Below are 23,245 nucleotides of genomic sequence, written 5' to 3' on the forward strand. Positions count from 1 at the left end.
CAAGGATCGCCCTTTTTTATTTCCGTCGGTCGATGGCGTTCCAAGGTCGCCATCCCCGCCAAACAAGGATCAGTCGATGTATTCAAACAGCTTCACGATCTTCTGCACCCCGGACACCCCTTGTACCAGGTTGGTCGCCTGGGCGGCTTCCTGCTTGGTCAGCAAGCCCAGCAGGTAGACGATGCCGTTCTCGGTGACCACCTTGATGCGCGAGCCCGGAATGTTCGGGTCGGTGAGCATCTGGGTCTTGATCTTGGAGGTCAGCCAGGTGTCGTTCTGGCGGGCAAGGAAACCGGAAGGTGGCAGCACCTGCAGTTCGTTATGCACCGTCTTCACCCGCTGAACAGCCGCAGCGGCCTGTTCGGCCTTGGCCTTGAGGTCGGCGCGCGGGGTTTGCCCGGCGAGCAGTACGACGCCGTTGAAGCTGGTGACGACAATGTGCGAGTCGTTGTCCAGGGCCGGATCGGCCTTGGCAATGTTCACGCCAACCTTGGTGTCGATCAATGAGTCGTCGATCTTGCTGCCGAAAGTGCGGGTGCCGCGGTCATCTTCGATCGGTGCTTCGCGGCTGGCATTAACCACCGAGGTGCAGCCGCTGATGCCGAGGCACAGGGTCAGGGCCAGTAGGCCGAGGCGATTAGGGGTCATTCTTCACTCCCGAACAGTTGGCTGTCGATCAAGTCGCAAAGGCAATGGATCGCCAGCAGGTGGACTTCCTGGATACGTGCGGTGACGTTGGCCGGTACGCGAATCTCGACGTCCTCGGGCAAAAGCAGTGACGCCATGCCGCCGCCATCGCGACCGGTCAATGCTACGACAATCATTTCGCGATCATGTGCGGCCTGGATCGCTTGAATTATGTTTGCCGAGTTACCACTGGTGGAAATCGCCAGCAGTACATCGCCCGGCTGGCCGAGCGCGCGGATCTGTTTGGAGAAGATTTCGTTGTAGCTGTAGTCGTTGGCGATCGAGGTGATCGTCGAGGTGTCGGTGGTCAGCGCAATGGCTGGCAGGCTCGGGCGCTCGCGCTCGAAGCGATTGAGCAGCTCGGACGAGAAATGCTGTGCGTCGCCAGCAGAGCCGCCGTTGCCGCAGGAAAGCATCTTGCCCTCATTGAGCAAGGCGTTGACCATCACCTGGCTGGCTTGCTCGATGTGCGGTGCAAGTACTTCCATCGCCTGTTGCTTGGTGTCGATACTGGCCTGAAAAAGCTGGCGAATTCGGGATTGCATGTCCATCTGTGTGACCTTAATGAGCGCGGCTGTCCGGCACGTGAATGTGCAGCCCGCAAAGCAAAGAGCAAAAGTGTTGAGTGGTAGTGTCCGGTTCGGGGCGCAGGCAATCAGCTGTCGAAGGCATTTTGCAACCAGTTCAACTGATCGAGGTGGCTGTCGATCGCAACCACGTCGAAGCGGCAAGGGGAGTTGGCCCAGCGCGACTCCCGCTGAAGAAAATACTGCGCGGCAAAAATCAGTTTTTGCCGTTTGCGCTCATCGATACTATCGAGCGCGCCACCCCATTGAGTGTTTTTTCTGTAGCGAACTTCAACGAATACTACTGTATCGCCCTCCAGCATGACCAGATCAAGCTCGCCGCGTTTACACAACCAGTTCTGCGCCAGAAGTTGCAGGCCTTGTTGCTGAAGATGCTCGAGCGCATGGCGCTCGGCATCTTTACCGCATTGCTGGCGTGACCTTTCGGGCATCAGCGTGGGGTGTTCGGCAGGCGTTGAACCTGGCCATTGACGAACTCCGCCCATGGCAGCTCGCGCACGACGCGCTGGTTCTGGGTCATGCTCAGGCTGCCCGATTGACCTTCGATGCGGCTGTCCGGCAGGGCTTTCAACTGGCCAAGGCGTGGCGCCAGGCTGTAGGCGTCCACGCCCATGGCGTACAGGCGGCCCAGGCTGCCGCCCGCTTGCGGCCACTGCGCGGTGACCTGGCGGCGCAACGGGTCATTGGCATCCAGCAGCCATGGGGTTTCGCAGAAGCGCACGCCGTTCATGTCGTTGTACTGGTTGACGTCGCCGCTGGCACTGAAGACGTGGGACGTGGCATAGACCGGAACGTCACCGGCGTACTGGAAGTTCAGGGTCGGTTTGATCTGCTGGGCCTGCTGTGGCGTGGCAGCGAGGAAGATGAACTCGATGTCCTGGCGACGCGACGGCTGGGCGGCTACCTGCGAGCCAACGGTGCTTTGCAGGCTCTTGGCGCGACCTTCGCTCTGGCGCAGCTGGAACATGTCGGCAATCTGCTGGGCCAGTTGCACTGGCTGGTCGACACGCTCGGTGGCGACGATGCTGCCGCCATTGGCTTGCCAGTCCTGGCTGAACGCCTTGAGTACGCGGTCGCCCCATTCGCCTTTCGGTACCATGATAGCGGCGCGATGCAGGCCGTCAGCGCGTGCGCGGCGGGATACTTCGCGGGCTTCGTCTTCAGCGGCCAGGCCAAACTGGAACAGCTGGGCTGGACCTTGGGCGCCTTCGCTGTAGTTCAGGGCCAGCGTGGTGATCGGCAGTTGCGGGAGGGCGCTGAGCTGTTTGACCAGCGGTTTTTCCAGTGGGCCTACCACCAGTTGCACGCCGTCAGCCTGGGCTTTGCGATAGAACTCGTCGAGCGAGGTCAGGCGCGAGCTGTCGTAGAATTCGATGGCTGGCGGTTTCTGCCCGGCTTGTTGCGCCTGGTAATGCGCGGCCATGAAGCCTTCGCGCAATGCTTTGCCGACCGACGCCAGTGGGCCGTCCTGTGGTAGCAGCAGGGCGATTTTGCTCAGGGGTTGACTGGCCAGCTCCTTGAGGTTGGTCAGTGGCAGCGGCAGTTGGCGGGCGGCCGGGTGTTTCGGGTTCTGGGCGCGCCAGTTGTCGATTGCCGCCTGCTGCTGTTCGAGGGTGCCAGCAGACTTCACGGCCAGCGCCAGGGCCATCCAACCGCCAAGGTCGTCGGTGGTGGTCGGCTGCAATTGCTCGGTCGGCAGCGAAGCGATCAGGGTCCAGATCGCCTCGTGGTTTTTGCTCGCCGCTTCACCGCTCAGCATGGGCGCGATGAAGATGCGTTCTTTTGCCGCGGCCAAGGTCTGGCCATCGGCTTCAAGGGCGCGGGCGCGGACGGTGCCGGTGCGAACCTGTTGCTCTTCCGGCATTTCGCCGAGGCGCTGGAAGCTTGGGTGACTCAAGGCGGTCAGCGCGGCTTTCGGCTGGTTGCGGGTCATGGCCAGTTCAGCCGCCAGGGTGTTGGCGAAGATCTGCTGGCCGGGCTTGAGTGTTTCAACCGGAACCTGTTGCAGGATCTGGGCGGATTGGCCGGCATTGCCCTGGCGATAGGCCAGGTCGGCTGCACTCAGTCGCAACAGCGCCGCATCTTCCGGCGTTTTGCTTTGGGCAGCCTTTTCGAGCAGTTGCTCGATGCTGGCATCCGGGGTCCGTGGAAGTTCGCCAAGGCTGGAGGAGGGCGAGCTGGCGCAAGCCGCCAGCAAGGCAGCGAGGCATAGGGCAGAGAACAGCCGCAGGCAAGCGATCATGTAGTGTTCCTGATACTCGATCAAATTAGCGTGGAATTGTACCCAAGCGCTGGCCGGGGCGCGATGTTGGTGGTGCGAAACGATCAATTTAGCTGGTGTAAATGTTGCCGTGCGGCACAAAAGCCTGCAAAAGCGTGTGCTGCTTGCTCGTATCGCGAGTGTCGCTACGCGCTACAATGCCCGTTTTATCGAACATGAGGTGTGCGCTTTGACTGCTCCAGGTGCTTTGAATTCCGCTGCTGGCTCGCTATATGTGGTGGCGACGCCCATCGGCAACCTGGACGATATCAGTGCCCGGGCGCTGAAGATTCTGCGTGAGGTGGCCTTGATTGCCGCTGAAGACACCCGCCACTCCCAGCGCCTGATGCAGCATTTCGGCATTCCCACGCCTTTGGCGGCCTGTCATGAACACAACGAGCGTGACGAAGGTAGCCGTTTTATTACCCGCCTGCTCGCGGGCGATGATGTCGCATTGATCTCCGATGCCGGCACGCCACTGATTTCCGATCCGGGCTATCACCTGGTCCGCCAGGCACGTGCAGCAGGCATCAATGTGGTGCCGGTGCCAGGGGCCTGTGCATTGATTGCGGCCCTGTCGGCGGCGGGTTTGCCTTCGGACCGTTTCATCTTCGAAGGCTTTCTGCCAGCCAAGGCGGTAGGACGACGTGCGCGTCTGGAGCTCGTGAAGGAGGAGCCGCGTACGCTGATTTTCTATGAGGCGCCGCACCGTATCCTCGAATGCCTGCAGGACATGGAGCTGGTGTTCGGCGCCGAGCGCCCGGCATTGCTGGCGCGGGAACTGACCAAGACGTTTGAAACGCTCAAGGGCTTGCCGCTGGCCGAGTTGCGCGGGTTCGTCGAGTCGGACAGTAATCAGCAGCGCGGGGAGTGCGTGGTGCTGGTGGCGGGCTGGACGGCTCCCGAGGAGGAGGGCGCTGTCAGCAGTGAGGCGATGCGTATCCTCGATCTGTTGCTCGAAGAAATGCCGCTCAAGCGTGCCGCCGCGCTGGCTGCGCAAATTACCGGCGAACGAAAGAATGTGCTGTATCAGATCGCGCTGGATAAACAGAAGGGTGAGTGAAAACCCGACGCGCAGGCGTGCACAACGGCGCTTAGCGCTTGTTCTTCGGGCGCTCTGCCGGTAACCTTCGCGGCGGAGAGTCGATCGGACAGTCGCTGCCCTCTATGAAAATTAGGGGGGGGAGGAAAGTCCGGGCTCCATAGGGCGAAGTGCCAGGTAATGCCTGGGAGGCGTGAGCCTACGGAAAGTGCCACAGAAAATAACCGCCTAAGCGCTTCGGCGCCGGTAAGGGTGAAAAGGTGCGGTAAGAGCGCACCGCACGTCTGGCAACAGTTCGTGGCTAGGTAAACCCCACTTGGAGCAAGACCAAATAGGGTCCCAAGGCGTGGCCCGCGCTGGGACCGGGTAGGTTGCTAAAGATGTCCAGTGATGGCCATCGTAGACGAATGACTGTTCAAGACAGAACCCGGCTTACAGATCGACTCTCCACCTTTTTTCTCCCCTCTGCTTAAATCATTGAGCAGGGGTTCGATGATGGCAATTTCCCTCCTTTCAGAATCGTCTTCATTATCACTTTCGTAATATCGAAAAAATCTTACTCTTAATAAATCACTTTAACTTCTGAACGCAGCCGCTTGTGCTGATTCAAGTTGTTGGGCGGTTTCATCCGCCTGATTCTGGTTGCTCCTCTCCTAATGTTCCTAAATCTCAGTTCTGTAAGGGTTTTCCTTTAATCCGCGCCTTGACGGTGTGGTGGGCGCATTCCTATAGTGTGCGCAAGTGGCGGAAAGTGGCATGAAGTGGGTTTTCTGAGCAAAAAACGCTAGAATTTGGAGAAACGCTGACGTGTTTCGCGGAGCCAACGCTATCAGTCTCGATGCAAAGGGCCGTCTCGCTATGCCGAGCCGGTACCGTGACGAGCTGGTTTCGCGCAGTTCCGGTCAGTTGATCGTCACCATTGATGCCGTTGATCCGTGTTTGTGCGTTTACCCCCTCGATGAGTGGGAAATTATTGAAACCAAACTGCGTGCACTTCCTTCGCTTCACGAAGCGAACCGCCGTCTGCAACGCTTATTGATTGGTAATGCCGTCGACCTTGAGCTCGATGGCAGTGGTCGTTTTCTGGTTCCACCGCGTCTTCGTGAATATGCCAAGTTGGATAAGCGCGCGATGCTGGTAGGCCAACTGAACAAGTTCCAATTGTGGGACGAAGATGCCTGGGATGCGGTTGCTGCCGCTGACCTGGCTGCTATTCAAGAACCGGGCGCGATGCCTGACGAACTGCGTGAATTGATCCTGTGACTATAGATAGCGGCTTTAACCACATCACCGTACTGCTTGACGAAGCCGTCGAGGCTCTCGCTGTACGTCCTGATGGCTGCTATCTGGACGGAACGTTCGGACGCGGCGGACACAGCCGGTTGATCCTCAGCCAGCTCGGTCCCGATGGTCGGTTGCTCGGGTTCGACAAAGACCCTCAAGCGATTGCCACTGGGCAGACGCTAGCGGCCGAAGACGGCCGCTTTGTCGTTGTGCAGCGCAGCTTTGCCGAGCTGGGTGCGGAAGTTGCTGCGCGCGGCATGAACGGCAAGGTCAGCGGTGTCCTGCTCGACCTGGGCGTCTCTTCGCCGCAGCTGGACGACCCTGAGCGCGGTTTCAGCTTCCTCAACGATGGTCCATTGGACATGCGCATGGACCCGTCCCGCGGGATCAGCGCTGCCGAATTCGTCAACACTGCGCCCGTGGAAGAAATTGCCCGGGTGTTCAAGGAATACGGCGAAGAGCGTTTTTCCGGGCGCATGGCCCGTGCCGTAGCCGAACGCCGCGATATCAAGCCGTTCGAGCGCACCGCCGATCTGGCTGAAGTCTTGAAAGTCGCGAACCCGGCCTGGGAGAAGGGCAAGAATCCGGCAACCCGTGCGTTCCAGGGGCTGCGCATTCACGTCAACAACGAGCTGGGCGATCTGGAAGCCGGTCTCGAAGCGGCGCTGGAGAGCCTGGAAGTGGGCGGTCGCCTGGTGGTCATCAGCTTCCATTCGCTTGAGGATCGCATCGTCAAGCTGTTCATGCGCAAGCTGGTCAAAGGTGAAGCCGACAACCTGCCACGCAACCTGCCGGTTCGGCACGTCGCCTTCGAACCGAAAATCAAAATCCATGGCAAAGCACAGACGGCCTCCGATGCCGAGCTGAAGGCCAACCCACGTTCCCGTAGTGCTGTCATGCGCGTGGCGGAGAAACTGCGGTGAGCAAGCTTTTTGCCAAGCCACTGCCCGGCGGAAGCTTTTTCATGCTGTTGTTGTACGTTGGCGTGCTCGTGTCAGCCATTGGCGTGTCCTACAGCGCCCACTGGAACCGCCAGTTGCTGAACACGCTCTACGGCGAGTTGAGCGTGCGCGACAAGGCGCAGGCCGAATGGGGTCGCCTGATTCTTGAACAAAGCACCTGGACCGCCCACAGCCGTATCGAAGTGCTGGCCACCGAACAACTGAAAATGCGCATTCCCGGCGCCGCCGAAGTGCAGATGGTGGCGCCATGATGAAACTCGAAGGCGCTCTTTTTCCATGGCGCTTCCGCCTGGTGCTGGGTTTGCTCGGCGTCATGGTGGCGGCGATCGCCTGGCGCATCATTGACCTGCAAGTGGTCGACCGTGCCTTTCTCAAAGGCCAGGGCGACGCGCGCAGTGTTCGGCATATTCCGATTCCGGCTCACCGTGGCCTGATCACCGACCGTAATGGCGAGCCCCTGGCCGTCAGCACCCCGGTCACCACCTTGTGGGCCAATGCCAAGGAAATGCAACTGGCCAAGGAAAAGTGGCCAGCACTGGCTGCTGCGCTGGGGCAGGACCCCAAGGCACTGGCCGAGCGCCTTGAAGCACAAGCCAACAAGGAATTCATTTATCTGGTGCGCGGGCTGACGCCTGAGCAGGGCCAGGCCGTACTCGACCTGAAAGTGCCGGGTGTCTACGGCATCGAAGAGTTCCGCCGTTTCTACCCGGCCGGTGAGGTCACCGCCCATATGGTCGGCTTTACCGACATCGATGACCACGGTCGAGAAGGCGTCGAACTCGCCTACGATGAATGGCTGGCCGGGGTCCCCGGCAAACGGCAAGTGATCAAGGACCGGCGCGGCCGGTTGATCAAGGATGTCCAGGTCACCAAAAACGCCAAGGCCGGAAAGCCCTTGGCGTTGTCCATTGACCTGCGCCTGCAATACCTCGCCAACCGCGAATTGCGCAACGCGATCATCGAGAACGGCGCCAAGGCCGGCAGCCTGGTGATCATGGACGTGAAGACCGGCGAAATCCTCGCCATGGTCAACCAGCCGACCTACAACCCGAACAACCGCCGCAACCTGCAACCGGCGATGATGCGTAACCGCGCGATGATCGACGTGTTCGAACCGGGTTCGACCATGAAGGCGATCTCGATGAGCGCCGCCATCGAAACCGGACGCTGGAAGCCGAGCGACACCGTCGAGGTGTACCCGGGCTCCCTGCAGATCGGCAAGTACACCATCAAGGACGTCTCCAAGAGCGAAGGTCCGGTGCTTGACCTTGCCGGTATCCTGATCAATTCCAGTAACGTCGGCATGAGCAAGATCGCCTTCGATATCGGTGGTGAGACGATTTTCCGTCTCGCCCAGAAAGTGGGTCTCGGCCAGGATACCGGCCTCGGCTTCCCGGGCGAACGCGTCGGCAACCTGCCGAACTACCGCGAATGGCGCAAGGCTGAAACCGCAACCCTGTCCTACGGCTACGGTGTTTCCGTGACGGCGATCCAGTTGGTGCACGCCTTCTCGGCCCTGGCCAACAACGGACGCCTTGCGCCCCTGACACTGATCAAAACCGACAAGGCGCCACAGACCACCCAGGTGCTGCCGGAAGCTGTTGCGAAAACCATGCAGGGCATGCTGCAGCAAGTGATCGAGGCCCCGCGCGGCGTGTTCCGCGCGCAGGTGCCGGCCTATCACGTGGGCGGCAAGTCCGGTACTGCACGTAAGACTTCGGTCGGCACCAAAGGTTATGCCGAGAACTCCTACCGCTCTCTGTTCGCCGGTTTCGGCCCGATGAGCGATCCGCGTTACGCCATCGTGGTCGTCATCGACGAGCCGACCAAGGCCGGTTACTTCGGCGGCCTGGTATCTGCACCGGTGTTCAGCCGCGTGATGTCCGGCACTCTGCGCCTGATGAACGTCACCCCGGACAACCTGCCACCTACCCAACAAGCGAACGCAGCGCCGGTCGTTCCACTGAAAGCCAATGGAGGGCGCGGCTGATGTCTCTGAGCCTGAACAAGATTTTCCCCCACGCCGGCCACGATCTGTTGATCCGTGAATTGGCACTGGACAGTCGCAACGTACGCGCGGGCGATTTGTTCCTCGCGGTGCCGGGCGGCAAATTCGATGGCCGTGCGCACATTGCCGATGCGCTTGCGCGTGGCGCCGCAGCCGTGGCGTATGAAGTGGAAGGCGCCACTGTGCTGCCGATCACTGACGTGCCGCTGATTCCGGTCAAGGGCCTGGCGGCGCAGCTGTCGGAAATCGCCGGGCGTTTTTACGGCGAGCCGAGCCATCACCTGAAACTGGTGGGCGTGACCGGTACCAACGGCAAGACCAGCGTGACCCAATTGGTGGCCCAGGCGCTGGATCTGCTCGGTCAGCACTGCGGCATTGTCGGCACCCTCGGCTGCGGCTTTTATGGCGCGCTCGAAAGCGGCCTGCACACCACGCCAAACCCTATTGCCGTGCAAGCGACCTTGGGCGACCTGAAAAAGGCCGGTGCCAAGGCGGTTGCCATGGAAGTTTCGTCCCATGGCCTGGACCAGGGCCGGGTCACCGCGCTGGCATTCGATGTGGCCGTGATGACCAATCTGTCCCGTGACCACCTGGACTACCACGGCACCATGCAGGCCTACGGCGAAGCCAAGGCCAGGCTGTTCGCCTGGAACGAACTGAAATGCCGGGTGGTCAACCTCGACGACGAGTTCGGCCGGCAACTGGCTGCCGACAAGCGTGAATCGCGGCTGATTACCTACAGCCTGCTCGACAGCAGTGCTTACCTCTATTGCCGCGAAGCGCAGTTCGACGACGAAGGCGTGCGCGCCACCTTGGTCACGCCGCAGGGTGAACACCACCTGCGCAGCACCTTGCTGGGTCGTTTCAACTTGAGCAACGTATTGGCGGCGGTGGGCGCCTTGCTCGGCCTGGATTACGCCCTCGACGAAATTCTCAAGGTACTGCCCAAACTCGAAGGCCCGGCCGGACGCATGCAGCGCCTGGGCGGTGGTACCCAGCCATTGGTTGTGGTCGATTACGCCCACACCCCGGACGCCCTGGAAAAAGTCCTGACGGCCCTGCGCCCCCACGTCAAAGGCCGGCTGCTATGCCTGTTTGGCTGTGGCGGCGATCGCGATCGCGGCAAGCGTCCGCTGATGGCCGAAGTGGTCGAGCGTCTGGCTGATGGCGTGCTGGTCACCGACGACAACCCGCGTACCGAAGACCCATCAGTGATTTTCGATGACATCCGTGCCGGTTTCACCGCTGTGGATAAAGTGACTTTCGTTGCCGGCCGTGGCCAGGCGATTGCCCAGTTGATCGCGGGTGCGTCGGCGGATGACGTGATCGTCCTGGCCGGTAAGGGTCATGAGGACTATCAGGAAATCAACGGCGAGCGCCATGCCTTTTCCGATCTGGTCGAGGCCGATCATGCCTTGACCGCGTGGGAGGTGGCCCATGCTTAAAGCCTTGAAGCTAAGCGAACTGACCGGCGCGCTGAATGCGCGCTTGATCGCTGCAGATGCGAGCTTCGACGGCGTCAGCATCGACAGTCGCGCCATCAAGCCGGGCCAGCTGTTCATTGCCCTGGTCGGTCCGCGTTTCGATGGTCATGACTACCTCAATGAAGTCGCGGCCAAAGGTGCCGTGGCGGCGTTGGTCGAGCGCGAAGTTCCCGACAGCACGCTGCCGCAATTGCTGGTCGCCGATACCCGTCATGCCTTGGGGCAACTGGGGGCGCTCAATCGCGCGGCGTTCACCCAGCCCGTCGCCGCCATCACCGGTTCCAGCGGCAAGACCACGGTCAAGGAGATGCTCGCTAGCATCCTGCGCACCCGCGGTCCGGTGCTGGCCACCCGCGGCAATCTGAACAACGACCTCGGCGCGCCGTTGACCCTGCTCGAGCTGGCACCGGAACACACCGCCGCCGTGATCGAGCTCGGCGCTTCGCGCCTGGGTGAAATCGCCTACACCGTGGGCCTCACCAAGCCCCATGTGGCCATTCTCAACAATGCCGGAACCGCCCATGTCGGCGAGTTCGGCGGGCCGGAAAAAATCGTCGAGGCCAAGGGCGAAATCATTGACGGGCTGGATGCCAATGGCGTCGCCGTGCTCAATCTCGACGACAAGGCGTTCGACATCTGGAAGACCCGCGCTGGCGAGCGCAAGGTGCTGACCTTCGCCCTGAGCAATGTCAGTGCCGATTTCTACGCCAGCGACCTGTCCACCGATGCCCGTGGTTGCCCGGCGTTCAACCTGCACAGTCCTGAAGGTGAGGAGCGCGTTCAGCTGAACCTGCTCGGCACCCATAACGTCGCCAATGCCATGGCTGCCGCGGCTGGCGCCCATGCCCTGGGGGTGTCGCTGTTCGGCATCGCCACCGGCCTCGGCGCGGTACAACCGGTCAAGGGTCGTACCGTTGCGCAACTGGCCAGCAATGGCATGCGCGTGATCGATGACACTTACAACGCGAACCCCACCTCCATGTGCGCCGCCATTGATATACTGGCCGGCTTTTCCGGTCGCACCGTTCTGGTGCTCGGGGATATCGGCGAGTTGGGCGACTGGGCGCAGCAGGGGCACCACGACGTGGGCGAATACGCCCGCGGCAAGGTTTCTGCGCTGTACGCCGTCGGGCCGATGATGGTTCACGCCGTCAATGCCTTCGGTCCACAAGGCTTTCACTTCAGCACGCAGGCTGAGCTGATCAAGGCCCTGGGGGCCGAGCAAGACACAAACACCACCATTTTGATCAAGGGCTCGCGCAGCGCCGCGATGGAAAACATCGTTGCCGCCTTGTGCGGGACCAGCCTGGAGAAACATTAATGCTGCTGCTGCTAGCGGAGTATCTGCAACAGTTCTACAAAGGCTTCGCGGTCTTCCAGTACCTGACCCTGCGCGGGATCCTCGGTGTGCTGACCGCGCTGGTCTTGTCGCTGTGCTATGGCCCGTGGATGATCCGCACCCTGCAGAACCGTCAGATCGGCCAGTCCGTTCGCAATGATGGCCCGCAATCGCACCTGTCCAAGTCCGGCACCCCGACGATGGGTGGCGCGCTGATTCTGTCGTCGATCGGCGTCAGCACCCTACTGTGGGCTGACCTGACCAACCGCTATGTCTGGGTCGTCCTGTTGGTGACCCTGTTGTTCGGCGCCATCGGCTGGGTCGACGATTACCGCAAGGTGATCGAGAAGAACTCCCGTGGCTTGCCGAGCCGCTGGAAGTACTTCTGGCAGTCGGTGTTCGGCCTCGGCGCGGCGATCTTCCTTTATATGACTGCCGCGACCCCGGTGGAAACCACCCTGATCCTGCCGATGCTCAAGGACTACAGCATCCCGCTGGGCGCGGGCTTCATCGTCCTGACGTACTTCGTGATCGTCGGTTCGAGCAACGCGGTCAACCTGACCGATGGCCTCGACGGCCTGGCGATCATGCCGACCGTGATGGTCGGTGGTGGCCTGGGGATCTTCTGCTACCTGTCGGGTAACGTGAAATTCGCCGAATACCTGCTGATCCCTTATGTACCGGGCGCGGGTGAGCTGATCGTGTTCTGCGGCGCGCTGATTGGTGCGGGCCTGGGCTTCCTCTGGTTCAACACCTACCCGGCGCAAGTCTTCATGGGTGACGTCGGCGCGCTGGCGCTGGGCGCGGCCCTGGGCACCATCGCGGTGATCGTCCGTCAGGAAATCGTCCTGTTCATCATGGGCGGCGTGTTCGTGATGGAAACACTGTCTGTCGTCATTCAGGTTGCGTCCTTTAAGCTGACCGGTCGCCGTGTGTTCCGCATGGCACCGATTCACCACCACTTTGAACTCAAGGGCTGGCCCGAGCCACGCGTGATTGTCCGCTTCTGGATCATCACCGTGATTCTCGTGCTGATCGGCCTTGCCACCCTGAAACTGAGGTAGAAACTCGTGTCCCTGATCGCGTCTGACCACTTCCGCATCGTTGTCGGCCTCGGCAAGAGCGGCATGTCCCTGGTTCGCTTCCTGGCGAACCGGGGCGTGGCCTTTGCGGTGGCCGATACGCGGGAAAACCCGCCGGAACTGGCCACGCTCAAGCGTGACTACCCGCAGGTGGAAGTGCGTTGCGGCGAACTGGACGTCGAGTTCCTGTGCCGTGCCGACGAGCTCTACGTGAGCCCCGGCCTGGCGCTGGCGACCCCGGGCCTGCAGGCTGCCGCCGCCCGTGGCGTGAAATTGTCCGGCGACATCGAGCTGTTCGCGCGTAACGCGAAGGCGCCGATCGTGGCCATCAGCGGTTCCAACGCGAAGAGCACCGTGACCACCCTGGTCGGCGAGATGGCGGCGGCGGCGGGCAAGCGTGTCGCTGTTGGCGGCAATCTCGGTACGCCGGCGCTTGACCTGCTCCGCGACGACGTCGAGCTGTACGTGATGGAGCTGTCGAGTTTCCAGCTGGAAACCACCGATCAGCTCAACGCCGAAGTGGCGACCGTGCTCAACATCAGCGAAGACCACATGGACCGCTACAGCGGCCTGCCGGCCTATCACCTGGCCAAGCACCGGATCTTCCGTGGGGCAAAACAGTTCGTGGTCAATCGCCAGGACGCCCTGAGCCGGCCACTGATGGGCGAGGGCCAGCCGTGCTGGACCTTTGGCCTGACCAAGCCGGACTTCAAGTCCTTTGGTATCCGCGAAGAAGGCGGCGAGAAGTACCTGGCCTTCGAATTCCAGAACCTCATGCCGGTACGTGAATTGAAAGTTCGCGGCGCCCATAACCAGTCCAACGCCCTGGCGGCATTGGCACTTGGTCACGCCGTCGGCTTGCCGTTCGACGCCATGCTCTCGGCCCTGCGCAGCTTCGCCGGGCTCGAGCATCGTTGCCAGTGGGTCCGCGACCTCGATGGCGTGGGGTACTACAACGACTCCAAAGCCACCAACGTCGGAGCCGCGCTGGCGGCCATCGAAGGCCTGGGTGCGGACATTGACGGCAAGATCGTGCTGATCGCCGGTGGCGACGGCAAGGGTGCCGAATTCAAGGACCTGCGTGACCCGGTGGCGGCCAACTGCCGCGCCGTGATCCTCATGGGACGTGACTCCGACAAGATCGGCCAGGCTATCGGCGATGCCGTTCCGTTGATTCGTGCAAGCTCCCTGGTCGAAGCCGTCGAGCAATGCCGTGCCGCTGCGCAACCGGGCGACGTGGTACTGCTGTCGCCGGCCTGCGCCAGTTTCGACATGTTCAAGAACTACGAAGACCGTGGTCACCAGTTCGTCCAAGCCGTGGAGGATCTGGCATGAGCCTCAAAGGCATCATCAAGCCCTATCCATCGCCGCTCATCACCGGCCGCGGTATCGACCTCGACTTCCCGATGCTCGCCGGTTGCCTGGCGTTGCTCGGCCTGGGCCTGATCATGATCGCCTCGGCCTCGACCGAAGTGGCGGCCGTGCAATCGGGCAGCGCCCTGTACTACATGATTCGCCACCTGATCTACGTGGTGCTGGGCCTGGGTGCCTGCATCGTCACCATGATGATCCCGATCGCCACCTGGCAACGCCTGGGCTGGTTGATGCTGCTGGGGGCATTCGGTTTGCTGGTGATGGTGATCATTCCGGGGATCGGCCGTGAGGTGAACGGTTCGATGCGCTGGATCGGCTTCAGTTTCTTCAACGTACAGCCTTCCGAGATCGCCAAGGTATTCGTGGTGATCTACCTCGCCGGTTATCTGGTGCGTCGCCAGAAAGAAGTGCGTGAAAGCTGGATGGGTTTCTTCAAGCCGTTCATCGTGCTGCTGCCGATGGCGGGCCTGCTCCTGATGGAGCCGGACTTCGGTGCCACCGTCGTGATGATGGGCGCCGCGGCGGCAATGCTGTTCCTTGGTGGGGTCGGACTGTTCCGGTTTTCCCTGATGGTAGTGCTGGCGGTCGGGGCGGTGGTGTTGCTGATTCAGATGCAGCCGTATCGAATGGCGCGTCTGACCAACTTTGCCGATCCATGGGCCGACCAGTTCGGTGCCGGCTACCAGTTGTCCCAGGCGTTGATTGCTTTCGGGCGCGGTGAATGGCTGGGCGTCGGCCTGGGCAACAGCGTGCAGAAACAGTTTTACCTGCCGGAAGCCCACACCGACTTCGTGTTCTCGGTCCTGGCCGAAGAGCTGGGTGCCGTGGGCTCGTTGTGCACGGTGGCCCTGTTCGTATTCGTCTGTATTCGCGGCATGTACATCGGCTTGTGGGCCGAGAAGGCCAAGCAGTTCTTCGCCGCCTATGTCGCCTACGGTTTGTCGTTCCTGTGGATCGGTCAATTCCTGATCAACATCGGTGTGAACGTCGGCCTGCTGCCGACCAAGGGCCTGACTTTACCGTTTCTAAGCTATGGCGGCAGTTCGTTGGTGATCTGCTGCGCCTGTCTCGGCTTGTTGCTGCGCATCGAGTGGGAGAGTCGAACCCACCTGGGCAGCGAAGAGATGGAGTTCCATGAGAGCGACTTCGCCGAGGAGCCGAACCATGGGCGCTAATGTATTGATCATGGCTGGCGGCACCGGGGGCCATGTGTTCCCGGCGTTGGCCTGTGCCCGAGAATTCCAGGCCCGCGGCTACACCGTGCACTGGCTGGGCACGCCGCGTGGCATCGAGAACGAGCTGGTCCCGGCCGCCGGTATCGAACTGCATCGGATCAACGCCAGCGGTTTGCGTGGCAAGGGCAAGCTGTCGCTGCTCAAGGCGCCGTTCATGTTGCTCAAATCCGTCTGGCAGGCGCGGGCGATCATTCGTCGTTTGCAGCCGGCTTGCGTGGTGGGTTTTGGCGGTTATGTGACCGGGCCTGGTGGTGTCGCAGCCAAACTGGCCGGTGTGCCGGTGATCGTTCACGAACAGAACGCCGTTGCCGGTACCGCCAATCGGTTGCTGGTGCCGTTGGCCGCCCGAGTCTGTGAAGCGTTCCCCGACACCTTTACCCTGTCGAGCAGCCGACGGACCACCGGTAACCCGGTGCGCACCGAGCTGTTCCTGGAAACACCGCGCCCGGCCCTGGCCGGTCGCAAGGCGCGTTTGCTGATCCTGGGCGGAAGCCTGGGCGCAGAACCGTTGAACAAGCTGCTGCCTGAAGCCCTGTCGCAAGTCGCCGTCGACCTGCGTCCGGACGTGTTCCATCAGGCCGGCAAAAACCACGATGAAGTGACTGCGCAGCGCTACCTCGCGGCTGGCGTCGAGGCGCAAGTGCAGCCGTTCATCAAAGACATGGCCCAAGCCTATGGCTGGGCCGACCTGGTGGTATGTCGCGCAGGTGCGCTGACCATCAGTGAACTGGCTGCCGCCGGTCTGCCCTCGATGCTGGTGCCGTTGCCCCACGCGATCGACGATCACCAGACCCGCAACGCCGATTATTTGGCCCGTGAAGGCGCTGCCTTCCTGATGCCGCAAAGAACGACCGGCGCAGCGGATCTTGCCGCGCGCCTGACAGAGGTCCTGATGCAACCACAACGACTCAACGATATGGCCACTGCGGCCCGCCGCCTGGCCAAACCCGATGCCACCCGTAACGTGGTCGATACCTGCCTGGAGGTGGCCCATGGTTGAGAATCAGAAAGCCATGCCGCAACCGGAAATGCGCCGCATCCGGCGCATCCACTTCGTCGGGATCGGCGGCGTGGGCATGTGCGGGATTGCCGAAGTGTTGCTGAACCTGGGCTATGAAGTGTCCGGTTCCGACCTGAAGGCTTCGCCTGTCACCGAGCGCCTGGAATCCTTCGGCGCACAGATTTTCATCGGCCACCGCGCCGAGAACGCTGCCGCCGCCGACGTGCTGGTGGTGTCGAGTGCCGTGAACACCTCCAACCCGGAAGTCGCCACCGCGCTGGAACGTCGTATTCCAGTGGTGCCCCGTGCAGAAATGCTGGCTGAGCTGATGCGCTACCGCCACGGCATCGCCGTTGCCGGTACCCACGGCAAAACCACCACCACCAGCCTGATCGCCTCGGTGTTCGCCGCCGGTGGCCTGGACCCGACGTTCGTCATCGGTGGCCGCCTGAATGCCGCGGGCACCAATGCCCAACTCGGCACCAGCCGCTACCTGATCGCCGAAGCCGACGAAAGCGACGCCAGTTTCCTGCACCTGCAGCCGCTGGTGGCCGTGGTCACCAACATCGACGCCGATCACATGGCGACCTACGACGGTGACTTCAACAAACTGAAGAAAACCTTCGTCGAGTTCCTCCACAACCTGCCTTTCTACGGCCTGGCCGTGGTGTGCCTGGACGATCCGGTGGTGCGTGAAATCCTGCCGCTGGTCAAGCGTCCGACCGTCACCTACGGCTTCGGCGAAGACTGCGACGTGCGCGCCATCAATGTGCGCCAGCAAGGCATGCAGACCTTCTTCACGGTACTGCGCCCTGACCGCGAGCCGCTGGATGTCTCGGTGAACATGCCGGGCAACCACAACGTGCTGAACTCGCTGGCGACCATTTGCATCGCCACCGACGAAGGCGTCAGCGATGAAGCCATCGTCCAGGGCCTGTCCGGGTTCCAGGGTGTCGGCCGACGCTTCCAGGTCTACGGCGAACTGCCGGTGGACGGCGGCAATGTGATGCTGGTCGATGATTACGGTCACCACCCGACCGAAGTCGCGGCTGTGATCAAGGCCGTACGCGGTGGCTGGCCGGAGCGCCGCCTGGTGATGGTCTACCAGCCGCACCGTTACAGCCGTACCCGCGACCTGTACGACGACTTCGTCAATGTACTGGCCGACGCCAACGTCCTGCTGCTGATGGAAGTCTACCCGGCCGGTGAAGAACCAATCCCGGGCGCCGACAGCCGCAAGCTGTGCAACAGCATCCGCCAGCGTGGCCAGCTCGATCCGATCTACATCGAGCGTGGTGTCGACCTCGCGCCGCTGGTCAAGCCGCTGTTGCGCGCTGGCGACATCCTGCTGTGCCAGGGTGCCGGCGATATCGGCGGCCTTGCACCAAAACTGTTGAAAAGTGAGTTGTTCGCCGGTGCCGTTGCCGCGCCGGAGAAGGGGAAGTTGAAATGACTGCTGCCTATGCCAACCTCGTCAGCACCCTCGCGCCGAAAGACTTCGGCCGTGTTGCCGTGCTGTTCGGCGGCAAGAGTGCCGAACGCGAAGTGTCCCTGAAGTCGGGCAATGCCGTCCTCGATGCGCTGCAAAGCGCAGGCGTGGACGCGTTCGGCCTCGACGTCGGCGATGACCTGCTGCAGCGTCTGCTGAACGAAAAGATCGACCGCGCCTTCATCATCCTCCACGGCCGTGGTGGTGAAGACGGCAGCATGCAGGGCCTGCTCGAGTGCCTGGGGATTCCCTACACCGGCAGCGGCATCCTCGCCTCGGCGCTGGCCATGGACAAGCTGCGCACCAAGCAGGTCTGGCACAGCCTGGGCATTCCGACGCCACGTCACGCGGTGCTCAGCAGCGAAGCCGATTGTATTTCGGCGGCGACGGAACTGGGCTTCCCTTTGATCGTCAAACCGGCCCATGAAGGTTCAAGTATCGGGATGGCCAAAGTGAGTTCCGCGTCTGAATTGATCGACGCCTGGAAAGCGGCCAGTACCTACGATTCGCAAGTGTTGGTCGAGCAATGGATTCAAGGTCCGGAGTTCACCATCGCCACCCTGCGTGACCAGGTGTTGCCTCCAATCGCCCTGGGCACGACGCACAGTTTCTACGACTACGACGCCAAGTACATCGCCAACGATACCCAGTACCGCATTCCGTGCGGCCTGGACAGCGCCAAGGAAAAGGAACTCATGGACCTCACGGCGAAAGCCTGTGAAGCGCTGGGTATCGCCGGTTGGGGCAGGGCGGATGTGATGCAGGACGCCGAGGGGCAATTCTGGTTCCTGGAAGTCAACACGGCACCGGGCATGACCGATCACAGCCTGGTGCCGATGGCGGCCCGTGCTGCCGGCCTGGATTTCCAGCAACTGGTTCTGGCCATTCTGGCCGACAGCGTTTCAGCTGCCGGCAACGAAGAGCCGCGAGGTTAAGACCATGCAAGGCGCACAGTTGAGACATCAGCCACCCGCACCCGGCCGCAAGCCGGTGCCGCGGGGTGCCAGCCGAATGGTGGCCAAAGAGCCGATGTCCGCGCGCCTGCCGAAAGCCAACTTCGGTTTTCTCAAAGCCCTGTTCTGGCCGGTGCTGCTGGTCGCGTTGGGGTTCGGTACTTACGAAGGCGCGCAGCGTTTGTTGCCTTACGCCGACCGGCCGATCACCAAGATCGCGGTGCAGGGTGACCTGAGCTACATCAGCCAGCAGGCGGTGCAGCAGCGAATCGCCCCGTACGTGGCGTCGAGCTTCTTCACCATCGACCTGGCGAGCATGCGCACCGAGCTTGAAACCATGCCATGGATTGCCCACGCCGAAGTGCGCAGGGTGTGGCCGGACCAGGTGGTAATTCGCCTGGAAGAACAACTGCCGGTGGCCCGTTGGGGTGACGAATCGCTGCTGAACAACCAGGGGCAGGCGTTTACCCCACGCGAGCTGGCCAATTACGAACACTTGCCGCAGTTGTTCGGTCCGCAGCGGGCCCAGCAGCAAGTGATGCAGCAATACCAGGTACTGAGCCAGTTGCTCAGGCCATTGGGCTTCTCGATTGCGCGCCTGGAGTTGCGCGAACGAGGCAGCTGGTTCCTGACGACCGGCCCTGGCAGTGCCGGGCCCGGGATCGAACTGCTGCTGGGACGCGGCAACCTGGTGGAAAAGATGCGCCGTTTCATTGCCATCTATGACAAGACGCTAAAAGAACAGATTACGAACATTGCGCGCATCGATCTGCGCTATGCCAACGGCCTCGCTGTTGGCTGGCGGGAACCAGTAGCGCCGACGACAGCCCAACCCGCTGTCGCAAAGAATTAAGAAGAGGCAGGACCCATGGCAAACGTGCAAAGCGGCAAAATGATCGTCGGTCTCGATATCGGCACCTCCAAGGTGGTGGCGCTGGTCGGCGAGGTCGCGGACGACGGCACGCTGGAAATCGTCGGGATCGGCACCCATCCGTCCCGTGGCCTGAAGAAGGGCGTGGTGGTGAACATCGAGTCCACCGTGCAGTCGATCCAGCGCGCCATCGAAGAAGCGCAGCTGATGGCTGGCTGCCGCATCCACTCGGCGTTTGTCGGCGTGGCCGGCAACCATATCCGCAGCCTGAACTCCCACGGCATCGTGGCGATTCGTGATCGCGAAGTCAGCTCCGCCGACCTTGAACGCGTACTCGACGCCGCCCAGGCCGTGGCGATCCCGGCTGACCAGCGCGTGCTGCACACCCTGCCGCAGGACTACGTGATCGATAACCAGGAAGGCGTCCGCGAGCCACTGGGCATGTCCGGCGTGCGCCTGGAGGCCAAGGTCCACGTGGTCACGTGCGCCGTCAACGCCGCACAGAACATTGAAAAATGCGTGCGTCGCTGCGGCCTGGAAATCGACGACATCATCCTTGAGCAACTGGCGTCCGCGTACTCGGTGCTGACCGACGACGAGAAAGAACTGGGCGTGTGCCTGGTGGACATTGGTGGCGGCACCACCGATATCGCGATCTTCACTGAAGGCGCAATCCGCCACACCGCGGTGATCCCGATCGCGGGTGACCAGGTGACCAACGACATCGCCATGGCGTTGCGTACCCCGACCCAGTACGCCGAAGAAATCAAGATTCGCTACGCCTGTGCCCTGGCCAAACTGGCAGGCGCCGGTGAAACCATCAAGGTCCCAAGCGTTGGCGATCGTCCACCACGCGAGCTGTCGCGCCAGGCCCTGGCCGAAGTGGTCGAGCCACGTTACGACGAGCTGTTCACGCTGATCCAGGCCGAGCTGCGTCGCAGCGGCTACGAAGACCTGATCCCGGCCGGCATCGTGCTGACCGGCGGTACGGCGAAGATGGAAGGTGCTACCGAGCTGGCTGAGGAAATCTTCCACATGCCGGTTCGCCTGGGCGTGCCTCACGGCGTGAAAGGCCTGGATGACGTGGTGCGCAACCCGATTTATTCCACCGGCGTTGGCCTGTTGATGTACGGCCTGCAGAAGCAATCCGACGGCATCTCGTTCTCGGGTATCGGCAGCCGCGACAGCTACAGCAACGAAGAACCCAAAGGCGCCTTGCTCGATCGCATCAAGAGCTGGGTCCAGGGCAATTTCTAAGATTTACCGCAACACCGCGACACCGTTGTAGATACAGGCAGTAGGCGAAAAAACTAGAGAACGTAAAGGAGAGGGAAAATGTTCGAACTCGTAGACAACATCCCCGCAAGCCCGGTTATTAAAGTTATCGGTGTAGGCGGTGGCGGCGGCAACGCCGTGAATCACATGGTCAAGAGCAACATTGAAGGCGTCGAATTCATCTGCGCCAACACTGATGCCCAGGCGCTCAAGAGCATTGGCGCGCGGACCATCCTGCAACTGGGTACCGGCGTGACCAAAGGTCTGGGCGCTGGTGCCAACCCTGAAGTAGGTCGTCAGGCCGCTCTCGAAGATCGTGAGCGCATTGCCGAAGTCCTGCAGGGCACCAACATGGTGTTCATCACCACTGGCATGGGCGGCGGTACCGGTACCGGTGCTGCGCCGATCATTGCCGAAGTGGCCAAGGAAATGGGGATTCTCACCGTTGCGGTGGTGACTCGTCCGTTCCCGTTCGAAGGCCGCAAGCGCATGCAGATCGCCGATGAAGGCATTCGCCTGCTGTCGGAAAGCGTCGACTCGTTGATCACCATTCCCAACGAGAAACTGCTGACCATCCTCGGTAAGGACGCCAGCCTGCTGTCGGCTTTCGCCAAGGCTGACGATGTACTGGCCGGTGCCGTTCGTGGTATCTCCGACATCATCAAGCGTCCGGGCATGATCAACGTCGACTTTGCCGACGTACGTACCGTGATGAGCGAAATGGGCATGGCGATGATGGGCACTGGCTGCGCCAGCGGTCCGAACCGTGCACGCGAGGCCACCGAAGCGGCCATTCGCAACCCGTTGCTCGAAGACGTGAACCTGCAAGGTGCACGCGGCATCCTGGTGAACATCACCGCCGGTCCTGACCTGTCCCTGGGTGAGTACTCCGACGTGGGTAGCATCATCGAGGCCTTCGCTTCCGAGCACGCCATGGTCAAGGTCGGTACCGTTATCGATCCGGACATGCGCGACGAGCTGCACGTAACTGTCGTTGCTACCGGTCTGGGCGCTAAAATCGAGAAGCCGGTGAAGATCATCGACAATACCGTGCACACGTCGATGGCTTCCCAGCCGCAACAACAAGCCCCTGTTCGTCAGGAAGCGCCAGCGGTGAACTACCGTGACCTGGACCGTCCGACCGTCATGCGCAACCAGGCCCAGGCCGGTGCTGCCACTGCCGCGAAGATGAATCCGCAAGATGACCTGGACTACCTGGACATCCCGGCCTTCCTGCGTCGTCAGGCCGATTGATGAAATGTATCAGGGCTATGAAGTTGATTGGTGTTCAGCAAAGGCGTGGTCTGCTATCATCGCCAGCCTTTGTTGATACCAGTTCGCAATTTGCGCTGAAGCGGCCCAAGCCATGATTAAACAACGCACACTGAAAAATATTATCCGTGCCACAGGTGTAGGTCTGCACTCCGGGGAGAAGGTATACCTGACCCTCAAGCCTGCGCCGATCGACACCGGCATTGTGTTTTGTCGTGCCGACCTCGATCCTGTGGTGCAGATCCCTGCACGCGCGGAAAACGTTGGCGAAACCACCATGTCGACCACGCTGGTCAACGGTGACGTCAAAGTGGACACGGTGGAGCACTTGCTCTCGGCCATGGCTGGCCTGGGCATCGATAACGCCTACGTCGAGCTCTCCGCGTCCGAAGTGCCAATCATGGATGGTAGCGCTGGACCTTTCGTATTCCTGATTCAGTCGGCTGGCCTGGAAGAACAGGACGCCGCGAAGAAGTTCATCCGCATCCTGCGGGAAGTGACTGTGGAAGACGGCGACAAGCGCGCCACTTTCGTCCCTTTCGAAGGTTTCAAGGTGAGCTTCGAGATCGACTTCGATCACCCGGTTTTCCGTGACCGCACACAAAGTGCAAGCGTGGATTTTTCCAGCACTTCGTTCGTAAAAGAAGTGAGCCGCGCCCGTACCTTTGGTTTCATGAGTGACATCGAGTACCTGCGCAAGCACAACCTCGCACTCGGCGGCAGCGTTGAAAACGCCATTGTGGTCGACGCCGATGGTGTACTGAACGAAGACGGCCTTCGCTACGAAGACGAATTCGTGAAGCACAAGATCCTCGATGCAATTGGTGACCTCTACCTGCTGGGCAACAGCCTGATTGGTGAGTTCAAGGGCTTCAAGTCCGGCCACGCACTGAACAACCAGCTGCTGCGCAAGTTGATTGAGCAGACAGATGCCTGGGAAGTCGTGACGTTCGAAGATGCCAGCACCGCACCGATCTCTTACATGCGTCCTGTCGCGGCCGTGTAAGTAAAAAACCTCTCTAGTTTTTTAAGGGCTGCCTT

General features: G+C 61.3%; 21 protein-coding genes and 1 other RNA gene. 18 read left to right on the forward strand and 4 right to left on the reverse strand.

The annotated features are described in order from the left end of the window. Window positions 1-69: 69 nt before the first annotated feature. The 4 genes from BKX96_RS18935 to BKX96_RS18950 all read right to left on the reverse strand — a co-directional run bounded on the left by BKX96_RS18935 (window position 70) and on the right by BKX96_RS18950 (window position 3,516). Window positions 70-648, reverse strand: coding sequence for a BON domain-containing protein (locus tag BKX96_RS18935; protein WP_008147477.1), 579 nt, complete (start codon window positions 646-648; stop codon window positions 70-72). After that, window positions 645-1,238, reverse strand: coding sequence for a phosphoheptose isomerase (locus tag BKX96_RS18940; RefSeq protein ID WP_046819003.1), 594 nt, complete (start codon window positions 1,236-1,238; stop codon window positions 645-647). Before BKX96_RS18940 ends, BKX96_RS18935 begins: the two co-directional genes overlap by 4 nt. 104 nt (window positions 1,239-1,342) lie before the next feature. Next, window positions 1,343-1,705, reverse strand: a complete 363-nt coding sequence (locus tag BKX96_RS18945; RefSeq protein WP_077185203.1) for a YraN family protein — start codon at window positions 1,703-1,705, stop codon at window positions 1,343-1,345. Continuing rightward, window positions 1,705-3,516 (reverse strand): penicillin-binding protein activator, encoded by a 1,812-nt coding sequence (locus BKX96_RS18950; RefSeq protein WP_046819005.1) that lies wholly within the window; start codon window positions 3,514-3,516, stop codon window positions 1,705-1,707. Before BKX96_RS18950 ends, BKX96_RS18945 begins: the two co-directional genes overlap by 1 nt. Window positions 3,517-3,724: 208 nt before the next feature. On the opposite strand from BKX96_RS18950, the gene rsmI reads away from it, so the two are divergent. From rsmI to lpxC, 18 genes are all read left to right on the forward strand, one after another. Beyond that, window positions 3,725-4,597: a 16S rRNA (cytidine(1402)-2'-O)-methyltransferase gene (gene rsmI / locus BKX96_RS18955; protein ID WP_077185303.1), complete on the forward strand. Its 873-nt coding sequence runs from the start codon at window positions 3,725-3,727 to the stop codon at window positions 4,595-4,597. Between the two features lie 76 nt (window positions 4,598-4,673). Then, window positions 4,674-5,027: RNase P RNA component class A (gene rnpB / locus BKX96_RS18960), an RNA gene on the forward strand. Window positions 5,028-5,383: 356 nt separating this feature from the next. Further along, window positions 5,384-5,839: a division/cell wall cluster transcriptional repressor MraZ gene (gene mraZ, locus BKX96_RS18965; protein WP_033040298.1), complete on the forward strand. Its 456-nt coding sequence runs from the start codon at window positions 5,384-5,386 to the stop codon at window positions 5,837-5,839. After that, window positions 5,836-6,783: a 16S rRNA (cytosine(1402)-N(4))-methyltransferase RsmH gene (gene rsmH, locus BKX96_RS18970; protein ID WP_046819006.1), complete on the forward strand. Its 948-nt coding sequence runs from the start codon at window positions 5,836-5,838 to the stop codon at window positions 6,781-6,783. Before mraZ ends, rsmH begins: the two co-directional genes overlap by 4 nt. Continuing rightward, complete coding sequence (gene ftsL / locus BKX96_RS18975) at window positions 6,780-7,073, forward strand: cell division protein FtsL (protein ID WP_046819007.1); 294 nt, start codon at window positions 6,780-6,782, stop codon at window positions 7,071-7,073. The genes rsmH and ftsL overlap by 4 nt, the downstream gene beginning before the upstream one ends. After that, window positions 7,073-8,812, forward strand: coding sequence for a peptidoglycan D,D-transpeptidase FtsI family protein (locus BKX96_RS18980; RefSeq protein WP_178134366.1), 1,740 nt, complete (start codon window positions 7,073-7,075; stop codon window positions 8,810-8,812). Before ftsL ends, BKX96_RS18980 begins: the two co-directional genes overlap by 1 nt. Then, window positions 8,812-10,275, forward strand: a complete 1,464-nt coding sequence (locus BKX96_RS18985) for a UDP-N-acetylmuramoyl-L-alanyl-D-glutamate--2,6-diaminopimelate ligase (RefSeq protein ID WP_046819009.1) — start codon at window positions 8,812-8,814, stop codon at window positions 10,273-10,275. The genes BKX96_RS18980 and BKX96_RS18985 overlap by 1 nt, the downstream gene beginning before the upstream one ends. Then, entirely contained in the window at window positions 10,268-11,635 is a 1,368-nt protein-coding gene (locus BKX96_RS18990) for a UDP-N-acetylmuramoyl-tripeptide--D-alanyl-D-alanine ligase (RefSeq protein ID WP_077185204.1), read from the forward strand. The genes BKX96_RS18985 and BKX96_RS18990 overlap by 8 nt, the downstream gene beginning before the upstream one ends. Further along, the gene (gene mraY / locus BKX96_RS18995; RefSeq protein ID WP_008016698.1) at window positions 11,635-12,717 is read left to right on the forward strand and encodes a phospho-N-acetylmuramoyl-pentapeptide-transferase; all 1,083 of its coding nucleotides are present in this window, start codon (window positions 11,635-11,637) and stop codon (window positions 12,715-12,717) included. The genes BKX96_RS18990 and mraY overlap by 1 nt, the downstream gene beginning before the upstream one ends. Window positions 12,718-12,723: 6 nt before the next feature. Then, a complete protein-coding gene (gene murD, locus BKX96_RS19000) occupies window positions 12,724-14,070 on the forward strand; it encodes a UDP-N-acetylmuramoyl-L-alanine--D-glutamate ligase (protein ID WP_046819011.1) in 1,347 nt (448 codons plus the stop codon). Then, window positions 14,067-15,284 carry a putative lipid II flippase FtsW gene (gene ftsW, locus BKX96_RS19005; RefSeq protein ID WP_046819012.1) on the forward strand — a complete coding sequence of 406 codons (1,218 nt, stop codon included), beginning with the start codon at window positions 14,067-14,069 and terminating at the stop codon, window positions 15,282-15,284. Before murD ends, ftsW begins: the two co-directional genes overlap by 4 nt. After that, window positions 15,274-16,344, forward strand: coding sequence for an undecaprenyldiphospho-muramoylpentapeptide beta-N-acetylglucosaminyltransferase (gene murG / locus BKX96_RS19010; RefSeq protein WP_077185205.1), 1,071 nt, complete (start codon window positions 15,274-15,276; stop codon window positions 16,342-16,344). Before ftsW ends, murG begins: the two co-directional genes overlap by 11 nt. After that, entirely contained in the window at window positions 16,337-17,797 is a 1,461-nt protein-coding gene (murC, locus tag BKX96_RS19015; RefSeq protein WP_046819014.1) for a UDP-N-acetylmuramate--L-alanine ligase, read from the forward strand. The genes murG and murC overlap by 8 nt, the downstream gene beginning before the upstream one ends. Beyond that, entirely contained in the window at window positions 17,794-18,768 is a 975-nt protein-coding gene (locus BKX96_RS19020) for a D-alanine--D-alanine ligase (RefSeq protein ID WP_046819015.1), read from the forward strand. Before murC ends, BKX96_RS19020 begins: the two co-directional genes overlap by 4 nt. Window positions 18,769-18,772: 4 nt before the next feature. Next, the gene (locus BKX96_RS19025; protein ID WP_046819016.1) at window positions 18,773-19,639 is read left to right on the forward strand and encodes a cell division protein FtsQ/DivIB; all 867 of its coding nucleotides are present in this window, start codon (window positions 18,773-18,775) and stop codon (window positions 19,637-19,639) included. A gap of 15 nt (window positions 19,640-19,654) precedes the next feature. Continuing rightward, window positions 19,655-20,914: a cell division protein FtsA gene (gene ftsA / locus BKX96_RS19030; protein WP_034149519.1), complete on the forward strand. Its 1,260-nt coding sequence runs from the start codon at window positions 19,655-19,657 to the stop codon at window positions 20,912-20,914. A gap of 78 nt (window positions 20,915-20,992) precedes the next feature. After that, window positions 20,993-22,186 (forward strand): cell division protein FtsZ, encoded by a 1,194-nt coding sequence (ftsZ, locus tag BKX96_RS19035; RefSeq protein WP_046819017.1) that lies wholly within the window; start codon window positions 20,993-20,995, stop codon window positions 22,184-22,186. A 112-nt stretch (window positions 22,187-22,298) separates the two neighbouring features. Next, window positions 22,299-23,210 carry a UDP-3-O-acyl-N-acetylglucosamine deacetylase gene (gene lpxC / locus BKX96_RS19040; protein WP_008060300.1) on the forward strand — a complete coding sequence of 304 codons (912 nt, stop codon included), beginning with the start codon at window positions 22,299-22,301 and terminating at the stop codon, window positions 23,208-23,210. Window positions 23,211-23,245: the final 35 nt, after the last annotated feature.

Source organism: Pseudomonas putida (assembly GCF_001976065.1).
GTDB lineage: Bacteria > Pseudomonadota > Gammaproteobacteria > Pseudomonadales > Pseudomonadaceae > Aquipseudomonas > Aquipseudomonas serbica.